This window comes from Hydrogenophaga sp. (assembly GCF_036675665.1).
GTDB lineage: Bacteria > Pseudomonadota > Gammaproteobacteria > Burkholderiales > Burkholderiaceae_C > Hydrogenophaga.
On the sequence record NZ_JAKFEO010000103.1, the window covers coordinates 1 to 23,036 of the forward strand.

The 23,036-nt window shown below is 64.5% G+C and carries 24 protein-coding genes; 23 read left to right on the forward strand and 1 reads right to left on the reverse strand.

Annotation, left to right across the window (positions count from 1 at the left end):
• The 5 genes from V6M63_RS22650 to V6M63_RS22670 all read left to right on the forward strand — a co-directional run.
• A partial coding sequence (locus V6M63_RS22650) for a flagellin (protein WP_332745595.1) occupies positions 1 to 922 on the forward strand: 922 nt, incomplete at its 5' end.
• 421 nt (positions 923 to 1,343) lie between these two features.
• Complete coding sequence (locus V6M63_RS22655) at positions 1,344 to 2,546, forward strand: flagellin (RefSeq protein ID WP_332745597.1); 1,203 nt, start codon at positions 1,344 to 1,346, stop codon at positions 2,544 to 2,546.
• A gap of 151 nt (positions 2,547 to 2,697) precedes the next feature.
• Complete coding sequence (gene fliD, locus V6M63_RS22660) at positions 2,698 to 4,119, forward strand: flagellar filament capping protein FliD (protein WP_332745599.1); 1,422 nt, start codon at positions 2,698 to 2,700, stop codon at positions 4,117 to 4,119.
• Positions 4,120 to 4,322: 203 nt separating this feature from the next.
• Complete coding sequence (gene fliS / locus V6M63_RS22665; RefSeq protein WP_332745601.1) at positions 4,323 to 4,751, forward strand: flagellar export chaperone FliS; 429 nt, start codon at positions 4,323 to 4,325, stop codon at positions 4,749 to 4,751.
• Position 4,752: 1 nt separating this feature from the next.
• On the forward strand, positions 4,753 to 5,055 hold the full coding sequence (locus tag V6M63_RS22670; protein WP_056268608.1) for a flagellar protein FliT: 303 nt from the start codon (positions 4,753 to 4,755) through the stop codon (positions 5,053 to 5,055).
• A 126-nt stretch (positions 5,056 to 5,181) separates the two neighbouring features.
• Here V6M63_RS22670 and fliE read toward each other — a convergent pair whose 3' ends face one another.
• Complete coding sequence (gene fliE, locus V6M63_RS22675; RefSeq protein ID WP_332745604.1) at positions 5,182 to 5,496, reverse strand: flagellar hook-basal body complex protein FliE; 315 nt, start codon at positions 5,494 to 5,496, stop codon at positions 5,182 to 5,184.
• Between the two features lie 183 nt (positions 5,497 to 5,679).
• On the opposite strand from fliE, the gene fliF reads away from it, so the two are divergent.
• The 18 genes from fliF to V6M63_RS22760 form a co-directional block, all read left to right on the forward strand.
• Positions 5,680 to 7,353 (forward strand): flagellar basal-body MS-ring/collar protein FliF, encoded by a 1,674-nt coding sequence (gene fliF, locus V6M63_RS22680; protein ID WP_332745605.1) that lies wholly within the window; start codon positions 5,680 to 5,682, stop codon positions 7,351 to 7,353.
• A 160-nt stretch (positions 7,354 to 7,513) separates the two neighbouring features.
• Positions 7,514 to 8,512 carry a flagellar motor switch protein FliG gene (gene fliG / locus V6M63_RS22685; RefSeq protein WP_332745607.1) on the forward strand — a complete coding sequence of 333 codons (999 nt, stop codon included), beginning with the start codon at positions 7,514 to 7,516 and terminating at the stop codon, positions 8,510 to 8,512.
• Positions 8,513 to 8,531: 19 nt separating this feature from the next.
• Entirely contained in the window at positions 8,532 to 9,233 is a 702-nt protein-coding gene (locus V6M63_RS22690; protein ID WP_332745609.1) for a FliH/SctL family protein, read from the forward strand.
• Between the two features lie 37 nt (positions 9,234 to 9,270).
• Positions 9,271 to 10,704, forward strand: coding sequence for a flagellar protein export ATPase FliI (gene fliI, locus V6M63_RS22695; RefSeq protein WP_332745633.1), 1,434 nt, complete (start codon positions 9,271 to 9,273; stop codon positions 10,702 to 10,704).
• Entirely contained in the window at positions 10,701 to 11,174 is a 474-nt protein-coding gene (gene fliJ, locus V6M63_RS22700) for a flagellar export protein FliJ (RefSeq protein WP_056268620.1), read from the forward strand. The genes fliI and fliJ overlap by 4 nt, the downstream gene beginning before the upstream one ends.
• Complete coding sequence (locus V6M63_RS22705; protein WP_332745612.1) at positions 11,171 to 12,439, forward strand: flagellar hook-length control protein FliK; 1,269 nt, start codon at positions 11,171 to 11,173, stop codon at positions 12,437 to 12,439. Before fliJ ends, V6M63_RS22705 begins: the two co-directional genes overlap by 4 nt.
• A 187-nt stretch (positions 12,440 to 12,626) precedes the next feature.
• Positions 12,627 to 15,356: a DUF6531 domain-containing protein gene (locus V6M63_RS22710; protein WP_332745614.1), complete on the forward strand. Its 2,730-nt coding sequence runs from the start codon at positions 12,627 to 12,629 to the stop codon at positions 15,354 to 15,356.
• 2 nt (positions 15,357 to 15,358) lie between these two features.
• The gene (locus V6M63_RS22715) at positions 15,359 to 15,871 is read left to right on the forward strand and encodes a hypothetical protein (RefSeq protein WP_332745615.1); all 513 of its coding nucleotides are present in this window, start codon (positions 15,359 to 15,361) and stop codon (positions 15,869 to 15,871) included.
• 107 nt (positions 15,872 to 15,978) lie between these two features.
• Complete coding sequence (locus V6M63_RS22720) at positions 15,979 to 16,737, forward strand: tetratricopeptide repeat protein (protein ID WP_332745617.1); 759 nt, start codon at positions 15,979 to 15,981, stop codon at positions 16,735 to 16,737.
• A 280-nt stretch (positions 16,738 to 17,017) separates the two neighbouring features.
• The gene (locus V6M63_RS24605) at positions 17,018 to 17,218 is read left to right on the forward strand and encodes a zinc-ribbon domain containing protein (RefSeq protein ID WP_442909639.1); all 201 of its coding nucleotides are present in this window, start codon (positions 17,018 to 17,020) and stop codon (positions 17,216 to 17,218) included.
• A 303-nt stretch (positions 17,219 to 17,521) separates the two neighbouring features.
• The gene (locus tag V6M63_RS22725) at positions 17,522 to 18,121 is read left to right on the forward strand and encodes a flagellar basal body-associated FliL family protein (RefSeq protein ID WP_332745619.1); all 600 of its coding nucleotides are present in this window, start codon (positions 17,522 to 17,524) and stop codon (positions 18,119 to 18,121) included.
• 15 nt (positions 18,122 to 18,136) lie between these two features.
• Positions 18,137 to 19,141: a flagellar motor switch protein FliM gene (fliM, locus tag V6M63_RS22730; RefSeq protein ID WP_332745621.1), complete on the forward strand. Its 1,005-nt coding sequence runs from the start codon at positions 18,137 to 18,139 to the stop codon at positions 19,139 to 19,141.
• Entirely contained in the window at positions 19,131 to 19,553 is a 423-nt protein-coding gene (gene fliN / locus V6M63_RS22735) for a flagellar motor switch protein FliN (RefSeq protein WP_332745623.1), read from the forward strand. Before fliM ends, fliN begins: the two co-directional genes overlap by 11 nt.
• Positions 19,554 to 19,576: 23 nt before the next feature.
• A complete protein-coding gene (locus V6M63_RS22740) occupies positions 19,577 to 19,933 on the forward strand; it encodes a FliO/MopB family protein (protein ID WP_332745625.1) in 357 nt (118 codons plus the stop codon).
• Positions 19,920 to 20,717, forward strand: a complete 798-nt coding sequence (gene fliP, locus V6M63_RS22745; protein WP_332745627.1) for a flagellar type III secretion system pore protein FliP — start codon at positions 19,920 to 19,922, stop codon at positions 20,715 to 20,717. The genes V6M63_RS22740 and fliP overlap by 14 nt, the downstream gene beginning before the upstream one ends.
• A gap of 9 nt (positions 20,718 to 20,726) precedes the next feature.
• Positions 20,727 to 20,996: a flagellar biosynthesis protein FliQ gene (gene fliQ, locus V6M63_RS22750; RefSeq protein WP_332745629.1), complete on the forward strand. Its 270-nt coding sequence runs from the start codon at positions 20,727 to 20,729 to the stop codon at positions 20,994 to 20,996.
• 116 nt (positions 20,997 to 21,112) lie between these two features.
• A complete protein-coding gene (gene fliR / locus V6M63_RS22755) occupies positions 21,113 to 21,880 on the forward strand; it encodes a flagellar biosynthetic protein FliR (protein WP_332745631.1) in 768 nt (255 codons plus the stop codon).
• A 117-nt stretch (positions 21,881 to 21,997) separates the two neighbouring features.
• A partial coding sequence (locus tag V6M63_RS22760; RefSeq protein WP_332745632.1) for a methyl-accepting chemotaxis protein occupies positions 21,998 to 23,036 on the forward strand: 1,039 nt, incomplete at its 3' end.

A 23,036-nucleotide genomic window follows, 5' to 3' on the forward strand; every position in this document is an offset into this window, starting at 1 on the left:
GGCCAACGCCACCAACAGCAGCGACGACCGCGACGCCCTGCAGGCCGAAGTGAAACAGCTGGCCGATGAAATCGACCGCGTGTCCAAGCAGACCTCGTTCAACGGCAAGAAGGTGCTCGACGGCTCCTTCACCGCCGCGAGCTTCCAGGTGGGCGCCAACGCCGGTGACAACATCACCATCGGCTCGCTGGCCGACACCACCGCCGACAACCTGAGCACCGTGGCCTACGGCGAAGAAACCCGGGTAATCAGCGCGGCCAACCTCACTGGCATGACGGACTACGACACCGCAGTCACCGCCAACCTGACCATCGCCGTGGGCGGCGCCGCCGCTGTGGATCTGGGTGAACTGGCTGTGGCCTCGTCCGAGACCGAGCGTCTGGGCCAGGTGATCGAGGCCATCAACCGCAAGACCGCCGACACCGGCGTGTCCGCCTTCCTGGTGGACAACGAAGACGGCAGCTACGACGTGGAATTGCTGTCATCGCAGCTCACCGCTGCCGGCGCACCGGCCGCCGTGGTGTTCGGTGCTGGTTTCACCGCCACCGCAACCGGCCTTGTCGTGGCCGATGGCGCAGCCATCGCAGCCGCTTCGGCCGCTGACTCGACGGGCATTTCCAACATCGACGTGACGACCGAAAAGGGTGCCTACATCGCGATGAAGAAGCTCGACGAAGCACTCGACCAGGTCAACGGCGCGCGCGCCAAGCTCGGTGCCGTGCAGAGCCGCTTCGAGAACGCCGTGGCCAACATCCAGATCGGCGTGGAGAACCTCTCCGCTTCGCGCGGCCGCATCATGGACGCCGACTTCGCCAAGGAAACCGCCAACCTGTCGCGCTCGCAGATCCTGCAACAGGCCGGCACCGCCATGGTGGCCCAGGCCAACCAGGCACCCCAGGGCGTGTTGTCCCTGCTGCGCTGATCGGCGCGGCTCTCGCAAGCGCCACGCCTTCGGGCGTGGCTGCCCCGGGCGGCGGTGGTGGTGAACAACCTCCCCGCCGCCTCGGGCCTTGCGGGGTGAACACAGCGCATGCCACCCGCGTGCGCTGTGTTCACCCCGACAGGGGCACACGTTTAACGAACGAACTGCCCCGTTGTTCACGGTCTTTTCCAAGCGATGGATTGCGGCAGTCACTAAAGAATATGGCATGGGCACCGAGATCACCTTCTACGGACTTCCAAAGAAGTTCGCCGTCCGGCAAGAAGATGCACAGGTTGATCGGGGCCCAGGGGCCCCACCGGCGCGTTCAGCCCAGCACCGGTCATGGCGACCAGCCCCCTGGCTGGTGTCGAGATTGGCAGCGATGCCGGATTGCTTTTCATCCATTCTTTAGGAGTTAGTCATGACCACCATCAACACGAACGTGATGTCGATGAACGCCCAGCGCAACCTGCTTTCTTCACAGGGTTCGCTGGCCACTTCCATGCAGCGCCTGTCCTCGGGCCTGCGTGTCAACAGCGCCAAGGACGACGCTGCCGGCCTGGCCATTGCCGAGCGCATGAACGCTCAGGTCAAGGGCCTGAGCGTGGCAGCACGCAACGCCAACGACGGCATCTCGCTGGCGCAGACCGCTGAAGGCGCGCTGGGCAAAGTCGGCGACATGCTGCAGCGCATGCGTGAACTGGCCGTGCAATCGGCCAACGCCACCAACAGCAGCGACGACCGCGATGCCCTGCAGGCCGAAGTGAAACAGCTGGCCGACGAAGTCGACCGCGTTTCCAAGCAGACCTCGTTCAACGGCAAGAAGGTGCTTGACGGCTCTTTCACCGCCGCCACTTTCCAGGTGGGTGCCAACGCCGGCGACAACATCACCATCGGTTCGCTCGCCGACACCACCGCAGAAAACCTCAGCACCATCGCCTATGGCGAAGTGACCGTGGCCGCCATCGACCCCGAAGACGCGGCCTTCACCGGCTTCGACACGGCCATCGCCGACGGCACGCTGGACATCACGGTTTCCGGCACGACCTACGAACTGGGCGCCCTCGCTGCCGCCAATTCGGGCACCGAGCGCATTGGCCAGGTGGTCGAAGCCATCAACCGCAAGTCCAGCGACACCGGCGTGTCTGCCTACCTCGTGGACAACGGAGACGGCACCTTCGACATGGAAATCCTGTCTTCGCGCCTGGACGCGGCAGGCGCACCCATCATTCCCACTTTCTCCGTCGGCTTCACCGCCGCCGACACCGGCTTTGCCGCACCAACCGTGGTTGCCGCCGCCACCGACCTGACCGGCATCAACTCCATCGACGTGACGACCGAAAAGGGCGCCTACATCGCGATCAAGAAGCTCGACGACGCACTCGACCAGGTCAACGGCGCACGCGCCACCCTGGGTGCCGTGCAGAGCCGCTTCGAAAACGCCGTGTCGAACATCCAGATCGGCGTGGAAAACCTCTCTGCCTCGCGCGGCCGCATCATGGACGCCGACTTTGCCAAGGAGACAGCCAACCTCTCGCGCGCCCAGATCCTGCAGCAGGCCGGTACCGCCATGGTGGCCCAGGCCAACCAGGTTCCCCAGGGCGTGCTGTCCCTGCTGCGCTGATCGGCGCGGCTCTCGCAAGCGCCACGCCTTCGGGCGGGGCAGCCCCGGGCGGTGGCGGTGGTGAACAACCACCCCGCCGCCTTGGGCCTTGCGGGGTGAACACAGCGCATGCAAGCCGCGTGCGCTGTGTCCAACCCGACAAGGAGTCACCATGGCCATCTCTTCACCAGGTCTTGCCAGCGGCATCGACATCAAGAGCATCGTCTCGCAACTGGTGGCCCTGGAGCGCGCTCCGCTGGTGCCGCTGCAACAACAGGCCGCCAGCTTCCAGAGCAAGCTCTCCATCTACGGGACCATCAAGTCGATGGTCGCGGGCCTGGGTGACGCCGCCGCCAAGCTGTCCGACCCCAAGGCCTGGGACCTGGTCAAGGGTGGCTCCACAGCGCCCGACAAGGTGGGCATCACCGTGGCCGCGGGCACCTCGCCCACGTCCATGAGCGTCGAAGTGCAGTCGCTGGCCAAGGCACAGTCCAACGCATCCACCGCCCTCCCCATCGGGTCGACGGTGGGCAGCGGCACGCTCAACATCCAGCTCGGCAGCTGGGCCACGGGCGACTTTGTGGCTGGCAGTGCCACCGCCATCGACCTGAGCGTGACCGCCGACGACACGCTGTCCACCATCGCCAGCAAGATGAACGCGGCCAACGCCGGCATCAGCGCCACGGTGCTGCGCGATGCCTCGGGTGAACGCCTGCTGGTGCGCTCGAAGGACACCGGTGCGGATCTGGGCTTTCGCATTCAGGCCACCGACGACGATGGCGTGAACACCGATGCATCGGGTCTTTCCCGCCTGGCGTACGACAAGGTGGCCGGCAGCTTTCATGGCATGGCGCTCAGCCAGGCCGGTGCCAACGCACAAGCCACGGTGAACAACGTGCCCATCTCCTCGGCCAGCAACACGGTCAAGGACGCGCTGCCTGGCATCACGCTGAACCTCTCGCAGGTCACCACCACACCGGTGGAGCTCACGGTCATCAACGACAAGGAGGGCATGCGCAAGAACATCCAGGGCTTCGTCGACGCCTACAACGCCATCAACAGCATGCTGGCCACCGCCACCAAATACGACCCCGACACCAAGGTGGCCGGTTCGCTGCAGGGCGACAGCACCGCCGTGGGCTTGCAGAACGCGCTGCGCGGCATGATGCGCTCCGTCACACCCGGCGGCACGTTCACCCGCCTGCTCGACATCGGCATCGAAATCAAGAACGGCGGCACGATGAGCATCGACGCCAGCAAGCTCGATGCCGCGCTCTCGGATCCCACTGGACTGAAAGCACTGTTCACCACCAAGAGCAGCAACCCCGCGTCCCAGGGCTTCGGCCTGAAGATGGACGCCTTTGCCGATGGCCTGCTGGCTGCGAACGGCCTGGTGACGGGCCGCGCCGACGCACTGAAGAATTCGGTGACACGCAACACCAAGGAACAGGACAAGGTGGCAGACCGAGCGGCCCGCGCCGAAGTGCGTTTGCTGGCGCAGTACAACGCCATGGACGCAGCGGTGGGACGGCTCAACGGCCTGAGCGCCTTCGTGAACCAGCAGGTCACCCTGTGGAACAAGAACACTGGCTGAGGCACTGCGCAACACCGGCCACCACCCGACCCTGCGCAGCCCCTGCCCGGTCGGGTTTTTCGCACCTTGTCTGATGCATCGATAGCGACTGGGACAACATGACCACCACACCCCGTTTTCCACCGCATATCCGCACTTTGGCGCCTACAGTCCCTCCGGTGCGTGCCGATACAGAAAGGTATCAGCCACAAGGAACCGATGCCATGTTTACCTCTGTGAATTCACGAGCCGCCTCCGCCTACAAGCGCGTTTCCGCCGACACCGGCGTGAGCACCGCCGACCCGCACCAGCTGGTGGGCCTGCTGTTTGACGGTCTCATCCAGTCGCTCAACGCTGCGCGTGGCGCCATGGAGCGCGGCGAGGTCGAAGCCAAGGGTCAGGCCATCGGCAAGGCCGTGCGCATCCTCGAAGAAGGCCTCAAGGCAGGTCTGAACCTGGCGCAGGGCGGCGACCTGGCCAGGAACCTCAATGGCCTCTATGGCTTTGCCGTGCAGCGCCTGACCCTGGCCAACCTGCGCAACGACCGGGCTGCGGTGGCCGAGGTGGTGGCCTTGATCGAGCCGCTGGCCGATTCGTGGAAGCAGATCCGAGGCACCGCCGCCGCAACGCCCGCCACGGGCCCAGGGGCCTGACATGGAGCACAGTTTGTTGGACTATTACAAAGCGATCGAACGCACGAGCAGCCAGATGCTCGAGGCGGCCAAGACGGAAAACTGGGACCAGGTGGTGCGTCTGGAAGGTGCCTGCGCGGTGCTGATCGCCCAGCTGCGCTACAAGTCGAAAACCGACGAGCTGGCGCCGGCGGATCGCAAGGAAAAGACGAAGATCATGCAGCGCATCCTGCGCACCGACGCCGAGATCCGCTGCCTGGCCGAGCCATGGCTGAACGACCTCGCGCAGCTCATCGACCGCAACCAACCGCAGCCGATGCACTAGAGGGGAAGCCCCCCCTGCGCTGCGCCGCGTCGCGGCTTCCCCCCGGTGGGGGGACGATGCCTGAGGCCTGGCGGAGCCAGTTCCTCGGCATCTCTGGGATCGGACACGCGCTCCGGAGAGGCAGTGTCAGACCCCCATGTTCATGATGTCTGTGTAGGCTTGGACCATTCTGTTTCTGACGTGCAGCGTGGCCTGAAACCCGACTTGCGACTTCTGCATCGCCAGCATGGTTTCTTCCAGGCTCACCTTGGGGTTGCCCAGTTGCACCTGGGTCTGCAGGCGCGAGGCTTCCTCCTGCGAGGCGCTCACGCTCTTGAGGGCGTCCTTGAAGTTGGCGGCGAAGCCTCCTTCGACACCGCCCACGCCGCCGGGGCGCTTCAGGTTGGTCTGGCCAATGCCGGTGAGCGCCTGGCTGGTCATAGGGGAGATGCGCATGTCCATGGCAGATTCCTTCCACAAAATGGGATGCCTTGATGCTAGGTGGCGAGCCTCCTGCGCGCGACGGGAATAAGGGCACAAAGCACGGCCTTTTCATGGATATGGCGCCGGGGGTGGGGCCGAATAATCGGTTGCAACGGGATGACCATCGTCCCGAAACCGACCTTCTACCCGAGCCCTGCACCCATGAGCACCACCCTGGCACCGATAGAACTCCAGCCCGCGAGCCGCAGCGCTTTCGGCGAAGGCCTCTCGCGCATGGACCAAGCCCAGAAGATCAAGCTCGGCCTGGGCGCGCTGGCCCTGCTGGCGATTGCCCTGGCCTTCTTCTTCATGGGTCGCCAGCCCGACTACCGTGTGCTCTACGCCAACCTGGGCGACAAGGACGGCGGTGCCGTGGTGGCGCAGCTCTCGCAGATGAACGTGCCGTACAAGCACGCTGAAGGTGGTCAGGCCATCCTGGTGCCGGCCGACAAGGTGCACGACACACGCCTGCGCCTGGCCTCGCAAGGTTTGCCCAAGGGCTCGGTCACCGGTTTCGAGCAGATGGAAGCCAACCGCTTCGGCATGACCCAGTTCCAGGAGCGCCTGACCTTCCAGCGCGGCCTCGAAGGCGAGCTCACCCGTTCCATCCAGTCGCTTTCCTCCGTGCAGAGCGCGCGCATCCACCTGGCCCTGCCCAACCAGAACGGCTTCTTCCGCGAACAGCAAAAGCCCAGCGCTTCGGTGCTGCTCACGCTGCACCCCGGCCGCACGCTCGACCGCGCCCAGGTGGCCGGCATCGTGCACCTGGTGGCCTCCAGCGTGCCCGAGATGAACCCCAAGGCGGTGAGCGTGGTGGACGACGCCGGCAGCCTGCTCTCGGCCCCGGCCGACGCGCAAGCCCAGGGGGCCGACACGCAGAAGCTGCAGTACACCCAGCAGATCGAACAGCTCTACACCCGCCGCATCATGGAGATGCTGGAGCCCCTGGTGGGCCGCAACAACGTGAAGGCGCAGGTCAGCGCCGACGTGGACTTCTCGATGGTCGAGTCCACCAGCGAACAGCACAAGCCCAACCAGAGCCCTGAGACCAGCGCGGTGCGCAGCCAGCAGACGGTGGAAGACGGCGCCGCCGCCAGCGCCACCCCCTCGGGCGTGCCCGGCGCGGTGAGCAACCAGCCGCCCGTCACGGGCACCGCACCCGTCAACGGCGCCGCCGCTGCGGTGGGCGTGACCGGCCAGGGCGCCGACAAACCGGGCACGATGCGCCGCGAGTCGGTGGTGAACTACGAGGTGGACAAGACGGTCAAGGTGGTGCGCGAATCCAGCGGCCAGATCAGACGCCTGAGCGCCGCGGTGGTGATCAACCACCGCACCACGACCGACAAGGCGGGCAGGGAAACCACCGTGGCCATTCCGCCCGCGCAGTTGGAGCAGATGACCGCCCTGGTGCGCGAGACCATCGGCTTCAGCAAGGACCGCGGAGATTCGGTGAACGTGGTCAACGCGCCCTTCAACGTGGAGAAGACCAGCGAAGTGACCGAACCCGCCTGGTGGCAGCAGGCCGACAACCAGGAATTCCTGCGCGGCCTGGCCTGGCCGATCGGCATGGTGGGCCTGGGTCTGCTGGTGCTCATGGGCATGGTGCGGCCCGGCCTCAAGCTGATCAAGACACCTGTGCGCCGCGAGCAGACCGCGCTGCAGCCGCTCAGCGCCATGCTCAACGAAGCCCCCGAGCGCCCCGGCCTGCCCATGCCCAGCAACGAACCGACCGCCGAAACCCAGCGCATCGCCGACGCCAAGCGCCTGGCACTCGAGAACCCCATGGCTGTGGCCAACATCGTCAAAGGCTGGGTCAATGGTGAGGCTCCGGCATGAGCCGGAGCCACCCCCTGCGCCGCTTCGCGGCTTCCCCCTCTCTCGCCTGCGGCGGGAGGGGGACGGCACCTGAGGCCTGGCAAAGCCAGTTCCTCGGTGCCCCTGGACCAAGACACCTCGCTCCGACCGCATATTTCAGCGCATAACAAGGACATCGAACATGGAAGACCAGGGAATTCAGGACGCCGCCATCTTTCTCATGTCGATCGGCGAGGAAGAGGCGGCCGAGGTGTTCAAGCACCTCAGCCCGAAGGAAGTGCAGAAACTCGGCGAAACCATCGCCAAGACGCGCTCGGTCTCGCACGAGCGCGTGGACCAGGTGATGCAGAAGTTCACCGGTGCCGCCGCCTCGCAGAGCCTGCTGGTGTCCGACACCGACAACTACGTGCGCGCCGTGCTCAAGCGCGCGCTGGGCGACGACAAAGCCGCGTTGCTGATCGACCGCATCCTGCAGGGTGGCGACGTCTCGGGCATCGAGAGCCTGAAATGGATGGACCCGGCGTCGATTGCCGAGCTGCTGCGCAACGAACACCCCCAGATCGTGGCCGCCATCCTGGTCCACCTCGAATCGGACCAGACCGCCGGCGTGCTCAAGAACTTCACCGAACGCACCCGCAACGAGGTGATGCTGCGCATCGCCACGCTCGAAGGCATTCAGCCCACGGCCTTGAAAGACCTCAACGAGGTGCTGTTCAAGGTGCTCGCCGGTGGCGACAAGATCCGCAAGACCTCGATGGGTGGCGTGAAGACCGCCGCCGAGATCATCAACATGATGGGCACCCAGATCGAGACCTCGGTGATCGATTCGATCCGCGAGTTCGACGCCGAGCTGGCGCAGAAGATCATGGACAAGATGTTCGTGTTCGAAGACCTGCTCAAGCTCGACGGCAAGTCCGTGCAGATGGTGCTGAAGGAAGTCGCCTCCGACGCTCTGGTGGTCTCGCTCAAGGGCGCCACCAACGAACTGCGCGAACTGGTGCTGGCCAACATGTCCACGCGCGCCGCAGAAGCGCTGCGCGAAGACCTCGAATCGCGCGGCCCGATGCGCCTGTCGGAAGTGGAGATGCAGCAGAAGGAAATCCTGAAGATCGTGCGCCGCCTTTCCGACGAAGGCCAGATCATGATCGGTGGTGGCGGTGAAGACGAAGCATTTGTATGACCTGGATGGGTAACTGACCATGGCTTCCAAACCCAATCCCCATTCCCGCTTCATCCCGCGCGAGGAAATCGAAGGCGTGGCCGCCTGGCATTTTTCGGCCGTGGACGGCAGCGATGAGCACCTGCAAACGCCCGGCCCCGAGAAGAGTGAAGGCGTGACAAGTGAAGTCTTGCAGGAAGCCCGTCAGCAGGCGCATGCCGAGGGCTTTGAACGCGGCCGTGAGGCCGGTGGCCAGGAAGTGCGCGATGCGCTCGAAGCCACGGTGCGCAAGACCGCCGAAGAGACCGCGGTGCGCATGGCGCAGCTGCTGCACAACACCAAGGACCACCTGAAGAAAAGCGAAGAGAAGATCTCGCGCCACATTCTTGAACTGGCTTGCGACCTGGCCCGCCAGGTGGTGCGCCAGGCCATCACCAGCGACCCGCAGCACTTGAAGCCGGTGATCGAAGAGGCCCTGACGCAACTGGTCGACGACGGCCTGCCCGCTACGGTGCGCATGAACCCGGGCGACCTCGCGCTCATGAAGGGCGTGCTGCAGGAAACACTCAACAGCCCGCTGCCCGAGTTCGTGGCCGATCCACAGATCAGCCCCGGCGGCTGCCTGATCGAGTCGGCCACCTCGGCGGTGGACGCAACGATCGAAAAACGCTGGTCGCGCGCCGTGGGCAACCTCGGCCTGAACCTGGCCTGGAACGCAACCCCTGGGGATGCCAATGTCTGACAGCATGTTTGGCACCGAAAGCCGCTGGGGCAATTTCATGGACGACGTGCGTGTGAACGCCAGCGTGGAAACACCGCTGGAAGTGCGCGGCACGCTCACCCGCCTGGCCGGTCTGGTGCTGGAGGCCGTGGGCCTGAAGGTGCCGGTGGGCTCGCAATGCCTGATCGGCAACGGCAGCCGCGAACCGGTGCTGGCCGAGGTGGTGGGTTTCTCCAACGACCGCGCCTTCCTCATGCCGGCGGGCGACACGCACGGCCTGTCCAGCGGCGCGAGCGTGACACCGCTGGCGCCCTACCGCACCGTGCCGCGCGTGGGCCATGCCAACAAGCCACCGTCCCCCGACGACCGTGGCACGCTGCGCCTGCCGCTGGGCAAGGGCTTGCTGGGCCGCGTGGTCGACTCGCACGGCAACCCGATGGACCACCAGGGTCCGATCACCGACGTGGACATCGAGCCGATGGACCGCGCACCGCTCAACGCCATGGACCGCGACCCGGTGCGCACACCGCTGGACACCGGCGTTCGCGCGATCAACGCCCTGCTCACCGTCGGCCGCGGCCAGCGCATCGGCCTGTTCGCCGGCTCCGGCGTGGGCAAGAGCGTGCTGCTGGGCATGATGGCGCGCTACACCAAGGCCGACGTGATCGTGGTCGGCCTGATCGGCGAGCGCGGCCGCGAGGTGAAGGAATTCATTGAAGACATCCTGGGTGTGGAGGGCCGCAAGCGCTCGGTGGTGGTGGCGGCTCCGGCCGATGCACCGCCGCTGGTGCGCATGCAGGGCGCGGCCTACGCCACGGCGATTGCAGAACGTTTTCGCGACGACGGGCTCGATGTGCTGCTGCTCATGGACTCGCTCACCCGCTACGCCATGGCACAGCGCGAGATCGCGCTGGCCATCGGCGAACCACCCGCCACCAAGGGCTACCCGCCGTCGTGCTTCGCCAAGCTGCCGCAACTGGTGGAGCGCAGCGGCAACGGCCTGAACGGCGTGGGCTCGATCACCGCCTTCTACACCGTGCTCTCCGAGGGCGACGACCAGCAGGACCCGATTGCCGATGCGGCGCGAGCGATCCTGGACGGCCATATCGTGCTGTCGCGCTCGCTCGCCGAGTCGGGCCATTTCCCGGCCATCGACGTGGAGGCCTCGGCCTCGCGCGTGATGCACAACGTGGCCGGTGCGGTGCACCTGGAGCTCGCCCGCAAGTTCCGCGGCGTGTACTCGCGCTACATCAAGAGCCGCGACCTGATCCAGCTCGGCGCCTACGTGCCCGGCAGCGATCCGGAGACCGACCGCGCCATCGTGCTGTACCCGGCGCTGCAGCGTTTCCTGATGCAGGACATGAACGAGGCCGCCTCCCTGCCCGAGAGCCTGCAGCAGCTGCAAGCCGCGTTGCAGGAAGAGCGCCCGAACCAGGCCACGCAACGGCAGAGCAGACCCCATCACAACCCCTATGAAGGCAAGCAGGCATGACCACGATCCAGACGCTCAACAAGGTCGTTGAAATCGCCGAGAAGCGCCGCGACGAGGCGCTGGGTGCGCTGGGCCAGATGCAGCGCGAGCTGCTTCAGGCACAGGACCAGATGGACCAGCTGCAGGCCTACGCGCAGGAGGCCGAGCAACGCTGGAGTGCTCGCAGCAGCGTCGGTGTCGACATGGCGCTGCTGATGCACCACCGCCAGTTCATGGCCAAGATCGACCACGCGCTGGACTTCCAGCGCGGCGTGCTGCGCGAGCGCATGGAGCTCATCGAACGCGCCCAGGGGCATGTGCACGTGTGCGAACGCGATGTGGCCGGATTGCGCAAATTCACCGAACGCAAGCAGATGGCGGTGCAGCACCGCGTGCAGCGCCAGGACCAGAAAAACACCGACGAGATGGCCTTGACCATCCACCTGCGCCAGAGCCTGGCCCGGGCCCAACAGGAAGGCCTTCACACATGAGCACCACCGTGAACAACACCGCCCCCAAGCCGGTGGAGGCCAACGCCAGACCGGCCCAGGCCGGCGCGCGCGCGCAGGACCGCAAGCCCGAGAGCGGCGACATCTTTTCCAGCCTGCTCAACCTGCTGACCAACACCCAGGTGCTGCCCGATGCCGCCACCGCTTCCTGCGCAGCGCCGGGGGACAACGCCACCCGCGACAAGGATGCGCAGGACGGCCTCGAGAACCCGTTGACCGCGCTCATGAGCTGGGGTCTGCCCGCCGCGGCTGACGTGGCCTCGGGCACCCAGGCCGGGGCCCAGGGTGCTGACGGCAAGATCGGCCGGCCCGGCGCCGCCAGCGGTGGCGCGGATGCACTGTCCACCGAGGGCAAGATCGACATCACGGACATGACACCGGTGGAGCCCACCCCCGTGGACATCGCCCCCAAGGGATCGGTGGCCCTGCCGGCCAACGCCGCGCGCCCGGGTGCCCCGTTTGCGCCCACGGCGCGCGCGGCCGACGCAACCAACAGCAGCGTGGCGGGAACGCAGTGGCGCCATGCCTCGCTGGCCAGCACCGAAACCCACGCAATTCAGCAGGCCGCACACCCGGCATCGCAGGTGCGCAGCACCGTGGCGTTGAACGAGCGCTTCGGCCTGGCGCCGGGCGTGCCACTGGCCACCACCGAATTGCGCGAGGCTGCCGTCGAAGGCTTCAGCCTGCCCACGTCGGGCGGTGCCGGCAGCCGCTCCCCCGATGCGGCCACGGCCCTGCCAGGCGCGGCATCGGGCGAAGGCGCCACGGGTTCGGACAGCACCGGTTCGGACGCCAGCGCCTTCGACCAGGCCGATGGACAAGCCGACAGCCCCTTTGCCGAGGCCAACGCCGGCGAAGAGCCCACCGTGACGCACTGGGGCACCCAGCACCTGCGCCACGCCAGCCTGCGCGTGGGCGGCGAGGCGGGCGAACAGGCCATCGATATCCAGCTCTCGATGAAGGGCCAGGAGGTGCAGGTGGAGTTCAAGACCGACAGCGCCGAGGCACGCGCCTCGCTGCGCGAGAACGCGGGCGAGTCGTTGGGCGACCTGCTGGGCAAGAGCGGGATCCAGCTCGGTGGCGTGTCGGTGGGCGCGCACGGCCAGCCGGGTGCACGGGGTGACGAGGCATCGACGCGGCAGAACGGGGTGCGGGGGGTGGCTCAGACCAGCCAGACGCCTGCAGCCGCACCGTCCCGTGCGGCACCCCGAGCCGACGGCAGCCAGCCGCTGGACGTGTTCGCCTGAACGAACCACAACCAACGCCTTTGGCGACCAGCAGGCCGCGCTGAGCAGGGATTTCCCCAAGAGGGGATGAAACCCTTTGATTTACATTCCTGCGCAGAGTGAATCTACGCTCGGACACAGGGAGGAAGATCAAATGACCAGGAAATCAATTCCGGGCTGGAAGCGGCACGCCTTGCTTCCAGCATTCATGGTGATGTGGATGTGGCTTGCAATGGCAGCCCAAGTGCATGCGAGTGCAAGCACTGTCTGCTCACAATCGGGCACGTGGTGCGAGCCCGCTTCAGTGGCCTACAGCAACGGCTGGTATTCGAACAGTCCTCGCTACGCCACGGCAGACGAAGTCTGCAGGTCGTACAACATGCAGAGTTGCCGAGCCGGCGTCGACCCGGTCTACGGGCGCGGGTGTTATTGCACCGTGGAAGGTCGGGAGCACATGTATCAGAACTGGTATGTGGCCCACAGACCTTCACAAGCCTGCCCTACCCGACTGCCGAACTACACAGATGACGGATGGTCTGTGGAGGTGGTCAATCCGGTGTGCTACGGCCCTACGACCATCGCCCCCGAAGAACAGTCTTGCGGAGTGGGCAACCCCACACTCCCCGGCACCGGCACCAAAGTGCACAGCGAGACCGACTATGCACCCAGCTTCAGCCATCCCATTCCCTTCGAGCGGCACTACCGCTCTAAACATTCGGTCAGCGCCATTCAAACCGCCAACGGCTGGCTGCACTCCTACAGTGCACGCCTGTACCAACCCGCGCTGTCCACATCGGCGTATGCGCTGCGTCCTAACGGTGAAATCGTGCGCTTCAACAAGGACGCCACCACTGCAACCTGGAAGTCCGAGAGCGGTGATCTGCAGCTCGCTGAGCAGCTCAATGCGAGCGGCGTGCTGACCGGATGGCGACTTACCCAGCGGTCGGACAACACCAGCGAGCTCTTTGACAAAAAGGGGCAACTGACACACGTCGAGGCCAGAAACGGCTGGAGACTCACGCTGGGCTACAACGCCAATGGTCAACCCGAGAGCGTGACCAACCACTTCGGGCGCCGTCTCACGCTGGCGTACGACAGCGCCGGGCGCCTGATCTCCATGACCACACCAGGCGGCGACATCACCCGCTACGGCCACGACGCCCAAGGCAACCTGCTCACCGTCACCTGGCCCGACGGCAACATCAAGCGCTACCACTACGAAGACAGCCGCTTCCCCCGCGCACTCACCGGCATCACGGACGAGTCCGGCCAACGCATCGGCAGCTACACCTACGACGCCCAGGGCCGCGTGAGCGAGACCCAGCGCGCCAGCGGCGTGGATCGCGTGCAGTTCAGCTACGGCACCGACGCCACCGGCTTGCCCCAGACCCAGATCACCGACTTCAGCTCGGGCACGCCCACCACCCGCACCTACAACTTCGTCCAGCAAGGCCGCGTGCTGCGCCCCTCTGGCGTCTCGTCTCCCTGCCCTCTGTGCGGCTCCACCGCCCGCTCCACCCAGTACGACGCAGCAGGCCGCAAGACCCGAGAGATCTCGCACGACGGCAGCGTGATCTTCTACACGTACAACGCCGCAGGCCAGGAAACCGAGCGCGCCACTTTCCCTGCCAGCTTCTCCAGCGCCACCACCCGTCCCGCATTGAGCAACGCCACCTCGGTGGTCTCCACCATGTGGGATGGCACCTCGAACCTGCCCTTTCGCATCGCCGAGCCCGGACGCAGCACCACCTACAGCTACAGCAACCAGGCCCTGGCTGCCACCAGCACATACGCCACCACCGACACCACCGGCGCGCTCAAGTTCAACGGCACACCCACCGGCCCGACCTCCTCCACGCAGTACGCCTACAACGCCAACAAACTCAACACCAGCATCACCGAACTCACCAACGGCGTGCAGACCCAGCGCTGGAACCTGGCCTACGACGCCTTGGGTGACCTCACTTCGATCACTGATGTCACGGCAGGTAACCAGAGCGCCACGCTGACCAACGACGCGCAGGGTCGCCTCACGCGCGTCAACGCCAGCAATGGGGCTGTGGCGAGCTTCAACGCCAACAGTCGCGGCCAGATGACGGCGGCGTACACGCCCGGCGGGAATGTGACTTACACCTACGACGCGCGCAACCTCATCAACGAGATTCGTTTCAGTGATGGACGCTGGGTGCGCTACTCCTACAACACCGCTCAGAAGCTCATCGAAATTCGAGACAGCTCTGGGTTGATCGAGCAGATCGCCGCCACCGAAATTGACGGGCTGAACCCCAAGCGCCTCATGCAACGGGTGGCGCAATGGCTCGACGATCGCGGGGACCGCATCACGCGGATGCTGGTCTCTGAAGCCAGGGCCAACCCGGTGGTCGTGTTGGTGCCTGCTGGCGTGGTGTTGGGCCTCATGACCCTTGCTGAGGCGAACCGCCTCAATGCCACGAGCAGTCAGGGCGTTGGTGCTTCAGCTTGTGGGGCTGCATGCCAAGGTGGTGCCGGCAAGAGCGGCGGGACCTCTGCGACTGTGCCGTCGGTGGCGGCCATCGGTTGGCTCACGCAGGTCGGTGTCATCCTCTCAGGGCAAACGCAGACATCGTCGACACCCACCGCTCCGGTTTACGACAAAGCGGGCCTGCTGGTCAGCCCTCAGGCTTGCGTGTCAGGCACGGGAAATTGCGATCCGAACAAGCATGGGGATTTACAGGATGAAGTAAATCAATCGTGCAAAGGCCAAGCACGAAGCTGCAGCTCTGGCCAAACTCGATCGGAGCTTCTTCTCAGGCTTGATCGCAATCGCAGCTGTGCGGTAGCTAGGGACAAGATCAACAAGATTTGCTTCGCTGGCGGAGACTTAGTTCATCGCAACCAAGCTATCGATGCGTGGACCGCAGTAACAAGATGCGAGGACTTTTTGAGCAGGACACCATAGCAATGAACGAAGCAATTGATCTCAAGCTGTTCGACACGAGCCCTTACCCAAGAAGCTGTCCTGTCGTCGACCCTTCAAAGCCAAGTGATGGGTGGGAGCGCGATGCCACAGCCTCCTTCTTCTTGGGAAAATCCAACCTTGATCTTTCGCCAAATGCATTTCGCGAATTTCCCTACGACTACTCGTCCTGCCACCACTGGCTGTGCAATGAGGCTTTCGTGTTTTTTTTACCCGGTCTCATGCGGCTGGTGCTTTCAGACCGAGGCACGGACCAGACAGCGCTACTTGGAGACTCGCTAGTCAACACGTTTCTGCGAATGGCCAGCGGCGAAATGAGCTATCGACTTCAGCCAATCGTAGAGAAGTACTCCGAACAACAGTTGGGTGTGATCGCCCAATTTCTAGTCGAGATAGCGCGTCTGGATCCTTACCCTATTTCAGAAAAAGACCCTGCACTCACTGCTCTGCGATTGTTTTGGGGGCAATTTCTTCCCCGCACAACCACTGAGAAATAATATGGAAACGCCCGCGCAACGCTTCACCTCGCAACGATTTTGGGGACATTATTTAACAGATTGCAAATAAATTAAGCAAGGCTATCAAGTTAACCAAAGGAGGAAATATGCCTTTTGCAGGTTTGGGAATTCACGCCATCATTGCCATCATCTGTGCAGTACATGCCATTCGAACGCGGCAAAACATGTACTGGCTTTTCATTCTGTTTGGTTTTCCGCTGCTCGGGAGTCTGGTCTATTTTTTTGCGGTCTACCTCCCCAATTCACGCTTGGAGCGTGGCGCGATGAAGGCCATTTCAGCGGCTACCAAGGCCATCGATCCGATGCGTGAAGTGCGTGAGGCTCGCGCGTCCTTCGATAGCACGCCCACCGCGCAGAATCAAATGCGTCTGGCTTCCGCCTTGCTGGAAGTGGGCGAACCGCACGAGGCAGCCGAGCAGTATGAGGCGTGTCTCAACGGCCCATTCGCGCACGACGCTGAAATACGATTCGGTACCGCCAAGGCGTTTGTTGAATGTCAACGCCATGCTGAGGCTCTTCGGCTCCTGGAATCTTTGCGGCAGGAGCGGCCCGACTTTAGATCCGAAGCAGTTTCATTGCTCATCGCGCGGTCATTGGCGGGGATGGGTCGCTCTTCGGAAGCGCGCCAAGAATTTGAGAACGCAGTCGCGCGATTTGGAACATTTGAAGCCAAGGCTGAGTATGCGATCTTGTGTTATGCCATCGGTGACACCGCGACATCGGAACGTCTGCATGAAGAGTTGCAGAAAATTCGTTCGCGCTGGACCACCTTGACCTTGGAATTGAATGAAGCTGTCGTTCGCCGACTTGACGCCGCGCGTGCGTTAGCCTCGAACCGATTCTGAACTTTAGTCGGATGTGTATGGCTTTCTGGTCTCCATCCTCCTACGACAATGAAGAATCCCAGAGCAAGCAAAACATCGATAAAGAATCGATACCAGGAAAAGCGAAGACGGTCTGAGGCAAAAACTGAGCAGGTTTCTTGGGTGTTGCCTGTGGATTGGCCACAATACACCACTCCCGAATATTACTCATGGGTCATGTGCGGAATGCCAAAAAACGCCATTGTGGCCAATTGGTCCAAGCAGGCACCACACAATTCGAGGGGACCCGTCTTTTTGGTATGTGGACACTCCTTGTTCGTGCAGCGACTGCGGCACGGAATTCCTGTTTTCGAAAGAGGAACAACGCATCTGGTACGAAGAGTACAAGCTGCCCATTTTCGCCAGAGCTGTTCGATGCCTTGCATGCCGACGTCGCCTCAGAAACAGTCTGCAATCAACCGAAAAAACAGCATCCGGCCGTCCGCTTGATTCCGAATCGTGACATGCGCCGAAGCAGCCAAGGATGGAGCTTACTGATCGTCCGCTGGCACAGGGCTGAGTGCATCGCCGCCCTAGCTAGCGCCTCCGTGTCTCCTACAGGCTTTGCTGCTTCTCCAACGCATCCTGTGGCAGCACCCACATTCATGCATGGATCAAAAGCAAGGCTCCAGCCGCCGTATTGAGCGGCTTTTCACGTCCTTATCCGGCGACCAGCACCCGGGCCCCCGCCCAATAATTCTTCAACCCCCACACGTTTTCCGCGTGTGACGCCCTCCTCCCAGCGAGGGCCCTTTGAAGGATGCCCATGTCTGCTGCTGCCGCCACCACTGCCACCGCCACCGCTGCTCCCGCCGCGAAGCCGAAGAAAAGCCGCAAGCTGCTGTTCATCATCCTGGGCGTGGTGTTGCTGGCGCTGATCGGTGCCGGTGCTGCCCTCTTCATCATGAAGAAGAACGCCGCCGCCGCAGACGACGAGTACGCGGACGATGAACCCGAGGCCACCCACCAGGCCAAGGACCCCAAACACGCGCCGACCTTCCTGCCGCTGGAGAACATGGTGGTCAACCTGGCCGACCCCGGTGGCACGCGCTTCATCCAGCTGGGCCTGACGCTGCAACTGCAGGACGCCAAGACCGAAGCCGACGTGAAGACCTACATGCCCAGCATCCGCAGCGACATCCTGCTGCTGATCTCGCAGCGCACCGCCGACGAGATGCTGCAGGTGCAGGGCAAGGCCAAGCTGGCCAACGACATCATCGCGGCCATCTCCAAGGAAATGGGTTACGTGGTGGCCGGACACGAGGCCGACGAGGTCGAAGGCGCGGCGAAAAAGAAGAAGAAAAAGGCCGCAGCGCCGCCGAACCCCGTGCAGGCGGTGCTGTTCTCCAGCCTCATCGTTCAGTAACCGGACCGATCCACCATGGCTGACGCATTTCTGTCCCAGGAAGAGATCGACGCCCTGCTTGAAGGCGTCACGGGCGAGAGCCAGAAGCTCGCCAAGGAAGACGCGCCCACCGGCGGTGTGCGCGACTACAACCTGCAGAGCCAGGAGCGCATCGTGCGTGGGCGCATGCCCACCATGGAGATCGTCAACGAACGCTTCTCGCGCAACCTGCGTCTGGGCCTGTTCAACTTCATCCGCCGCAGCCCCGAGATCTCGGTGGGCGCCGTGCAGGTGCAGAAGTACAGCGCCTTCCTGCGTGAACTCGTGGTGCCGACCAACTTCAACATCATGGCCATCCGCCCGCTGCGCGGCAACGGCCTGGTGGTGTGCGAGCCCACCTTGCTGTTCGGCGTGATCGACAGCCTGTTTGGCGGCAACGGCAAGTTCCACACCCGCATCGAAGGCCGCGACTTCTCGCCCACCGAACAGCGCGTGATCAACCGCCTGGTGGACGTGGTGGCCGAGGAATACAAGAAGGCCTGGCGCGGCGTGTACCCGATCGAGCTGGCTTACCAGCGCTCGGAGATGCAGCCCCAGTTCGCCACCATCGCCACGCCCAGCGAGATCGTGGTCTCCACCAGCTTCACGCTGGAGATCGGCGACATCACCGGCTCACTGCACATCTGCATGCCCTACGCCACGCTGGAGCCGATCCGCGACGTGCTGTATTCCAGCGTGCAGGGCGACGCCATCGAAGTCGACCGCCGCTGGGTCAAGCTCCTGAGCCACGAGATCCAGGCCGCCGAGGTGACCATGGTTGCCGAGCTGGCCCAGACGGAAGCCACGGTGGAGCAACTGCTGGCCATGCAGATCGGCGACTTCATCGAACTCGACCGCAACCCCACCATCCAGGCCCATGTGGATGGGGTGCCGATTTTCGAGGGCCAATACGGCACCCACAAAGGCAAATACGCACTTCGCGTGGAGCGCAATCTGCGCGGAATCGATACGAACTGGCTCGGAGAAAACCATGTCCACTGACACCCCATCGCAAGAATCCATTGCCGACGACTGGGCGCAGGCCCTGGAAGAGCAGTCAAGCACCAACGCGGGTGCCAATGACGGCCCGCACGTGTTCGAGTCCAACACCACGCCCATCCCCTCGGGCGCGGCCGCCGGCAACCCGATGCACGACATCCAGATGGTGCTGGACATCCCGGTGCAGCTCTCGGTGGAGCTCGGTCGCACCCGCGTGCCGATCAAGTACATCCTGCAGCTCGCGCAGGGCTCCATCGTCGAGCTCGATGCGCTCGCCGGTGAACCCATGGACGTGCTGGTCAACGGCTACCTGATCGCCCAGGGCGAGGTGGTGGTGGTGAACGACAAGTTCGGCATCCGCCTGACCGACATCGTCACTCCGTCTGAACGGATGCGTCGCGTCAGCCGGACCTGATTTTCCCAACCGAGCACCCCGACATGTTGCAAAACGCGATGCCCGCGCTGCTGTTGCTCGCCCTGATGGTGGGCATGGCCTTCGCCTTGAAATGGGCGCGCCGCCGCCTGCCGGGTATTGCCGGCCACAGCGGCCCGGCGCTGCGCGTGCTCTCCAGCCTGTCGCTGGGCCCGCAGCAACGCGTGGTCACGGTGCAGGTGGGTGACGGCGCCGACCGCATCTGCCTGGTGCTGGGCGTGGCCTCGGGCAGCGTGACCGCGCTGCACCAGATGCCGCTGCCGGCCGATCTGCCCGCCGTGCCGGTGGATCCCGCTGCACCCGCCGCCGGCTTCGCTGCACGCCTCTCACAACTCATGAAGGCCCCGAATGCGCCCCGTTGATCTGATGCGAGGCGGTCTGCTCTTCGGCGCGCTGGCACTCTGCGCCGCCGGTGTGTGGGCCCAGGCCTTGCCCATTCCTGCCGTGCCGGCAGCGGCCGCCGCCACCACCGGCCCGTCGTTGCCGCTGATGATCGGCCAGGGCAGTGGCAGCACCAGCTACTCGGTGCCGATCCAGACCCTGCTGTTCTTCACCGCGCTCTCGTTCCTGCCGGCCGTGCTGCTGCTCATGACGGGCTTCACCCGCATCGTGATCGTGCTCTCGTTGTTGCGCCAGGCGCTGGGCACGCAGTCGGCCCCGCCCAACCAGGTGATCGTGGGCCTCTCGCTGTTCCTCACCCTGTTCGTGATGGGCCCCACGCTGGACAAGGTGTATGCCGACGCCTACGAGCCCTACTCGCGCAACGCCATCACGTTTGATCAGGCGCTGGAGCGCGGCCAGGGTCCCATGCGCGCCTTCATGCTCAAGCAGACGCGCCAGTCCGACTTTGAACTCTTCGCCAAGCTGGCCAAGCTGCCGAACGACGTGACCGCCGAGAACGCGCCTTTTCGCGTGCTGGTGCCGGCCTTCGTGACCAGCGAGCTCAAGACCGCGTTCCAGATCGGTTTCATGATCTTTATCCCATTCCTGGTGATCGACATGGTGGTGGCCAGCGTGCTGATGTCGCTGGGCATGATGATGCTGTCGCCGGTGCTCGTGGCGCTGCCGTTCAAGCTCATGCTCTTTGTGCTGGCCGATGGCTGGAATCTCTTGATCGGCTCCCTCGCCGCATCGTTTGCGCAGTAGGTAAAAAAGATGGATCCGCAAGCCGCTCTCACGATGGCGCAGAACGCGCTCTTCATGCTGCTCATGGTGGCCGCGCCCGTGCTGGCCACGGTGCTGGCAGTGGGCCTGATGGTGAGTCTGTTCCAGGCCATCACGCAGATCCACGAGGCCACGCTGGCCTTCGTGCCCAAGCTGATCGCGGCCATCGCGGTGTTCGCCATCGCCGGGCCCTGGATGATGACGACCATGGTCGAGTTCATCCGCAGCACGATTTTGTCGATCCCCAACTACGCCATCTAGATGGAACACCCCCGCCGCGCTTCGCGCGACCCCCTCCAGGGGGCGGCACCTGAGGCCTGGCAGAGCCAGTTCCTCGGTGCCCCTGGGTGGGACATAGCGCGCCGGGCAGGCTGACCATGCCGACGTTCACCGAAGCGCAGGTGATGGCGCTGGTCTCGCCGGTGTTCTGGCCCTTCCTGCGCATCCTCGCCGTCTTCTCCAGCGCACCCATCTTTTCCTCGCGCTCGGTGCCGCTGCGCACGCGCGTGGCGCTGGCCTTCCTGGTGGCGGTGTGCGCTCAGGCAGGCTTGTCCGAACAACCCATGATCGCGCTCAACGACCCGCAGGCGTTCTCGGTGGTGATGCAGCAGGTGGTGGTGGGCATCGCCATTGGCCTGGCGGTGCGCATCGTGTTCGCTTCGGTGGAACTGGCCGGCGAGATCATCGGCCTGCAGATGGGCCTGAACTTCGCGGGCTTCTTCGATCCCTCGACCAACGCGCAGTCGAGCACCGTGGGCCGCTTCTTCGGCAACACCACCATGCTGCTGTTCGTGGTGATGGGCGGCCACCTCATGCTGCTGCAGGCGGTGATCGCCAGCTTCAACACCTTCCCCGTGGGCGGCGGCGCACTGGATTCGATCAACCGCATGCAGCTGCACGAACTCGGCGCCGTGGTGTTCCGCTACGGCCTGTGGATCGCGCTGCCCATGATCGCCATGCTGCTGTTCGTCAACATCGTGCTGGGCTTTGTCTCGCGCATCGCGCCGCAGATGAACGCGTTCGCCATCGGCTTTCCGCTCACGCTCTCGGCCGGTCTGGTGGGCATTGCGTTCACGCTGCCCATGCTGGACGCGCCGGTGCTCGCGCTGATGAAGCTGGCCACCGAGATCTTCACGGGCGGTTGACGCGCCCTTGCACACCGCCGATCAGCCCGCGCTACACAAGCCCGCCCGCGCGTCGAAACCCTGAGGACCAGGGCCGCCCGCACCTCCGCCGCGCCGTCCGTTCTTCTGGAGACTCCCATGAAACTTCGCACCCAGATCCTTTGCCTCGGCCTGGCCGGCGCCGCGCTGGTGTCCGCCGCCGGTGGCATCGGCCTGCTGGCCGTCTCGTCCATGGCGACCAAGGTCGAGGCCTCTGCCCTCTCCAGTCAGGCGCTGCAGGCCGCACAGCTCGCGGACATGATGCACGATGCCCTGCGCGGCGACGCGCAGCGCGCACTGCTCGCGGTGATGAAAGGCGACACCGCCACCATCAACGCGGCGCGCACCGACCTGGACGACCACGTCACCACACTCGACGCGGCGCTGAAGAAGATCTCGGAATCCGGCATCGACGCGGAAGCGCAGAAGGCGCTCGACAGCACACTGCCGGTGGTGAAGCTCTACGTGCAGGCCGCCCAGGCGGTGGTCGGCGGCGCGTCGCAGGGCGTGGCCCAGGCCGAAGCCCAGGCACCCGCGCTGAACAAGGCCTTTGCCCAGTTGGAGGACGAGCTGGGAAAACTCTCCGGAATGATCGAGGAAGACGGTGCCACCATCTCCGCGGCGGCGGCGTCCAGCGTCGCGCAATCGCTGTGGACCATTGCCATCGCAGTGCTCGCGGCCACGGTCGCGCTGGTGGCCGGTGCCCTGTGGGTGGCGCACCTGATGTCCATCCCCATGGGCCAGGCCGTCACCGCCGCGGGCCACCTGGCCGACGGAAACCTCACCATGCCGATCGCTTTGGTGGGCAACGACGACACGCGACAGTTGCTGGGTGCGATGCGCACCATGCAGCAGCGCATCAGCCAGACCGTGAGCCACGTGCAGGACAACGCGGCGCTGGTCTCGGACGCCAGCGCCCAGATCGCCCAGGGCAATTCCGACCTCTCCACCCGCACCGAGCAGCAGGCTTCTTCACTGCAGGAGACGGCGGCTTCGATGGAACAGCTGGGCTCCACCGTGCGCCAGACCGCCGACAACGCCAGCAAGGCCAACGAGCTCGCGCTCAACGCCTCGAAGGTCGCTATCGAAGGCGGCAGCGTGGTGGGCCAGGTTGTTGAAACGATGAAGGGCATCAACG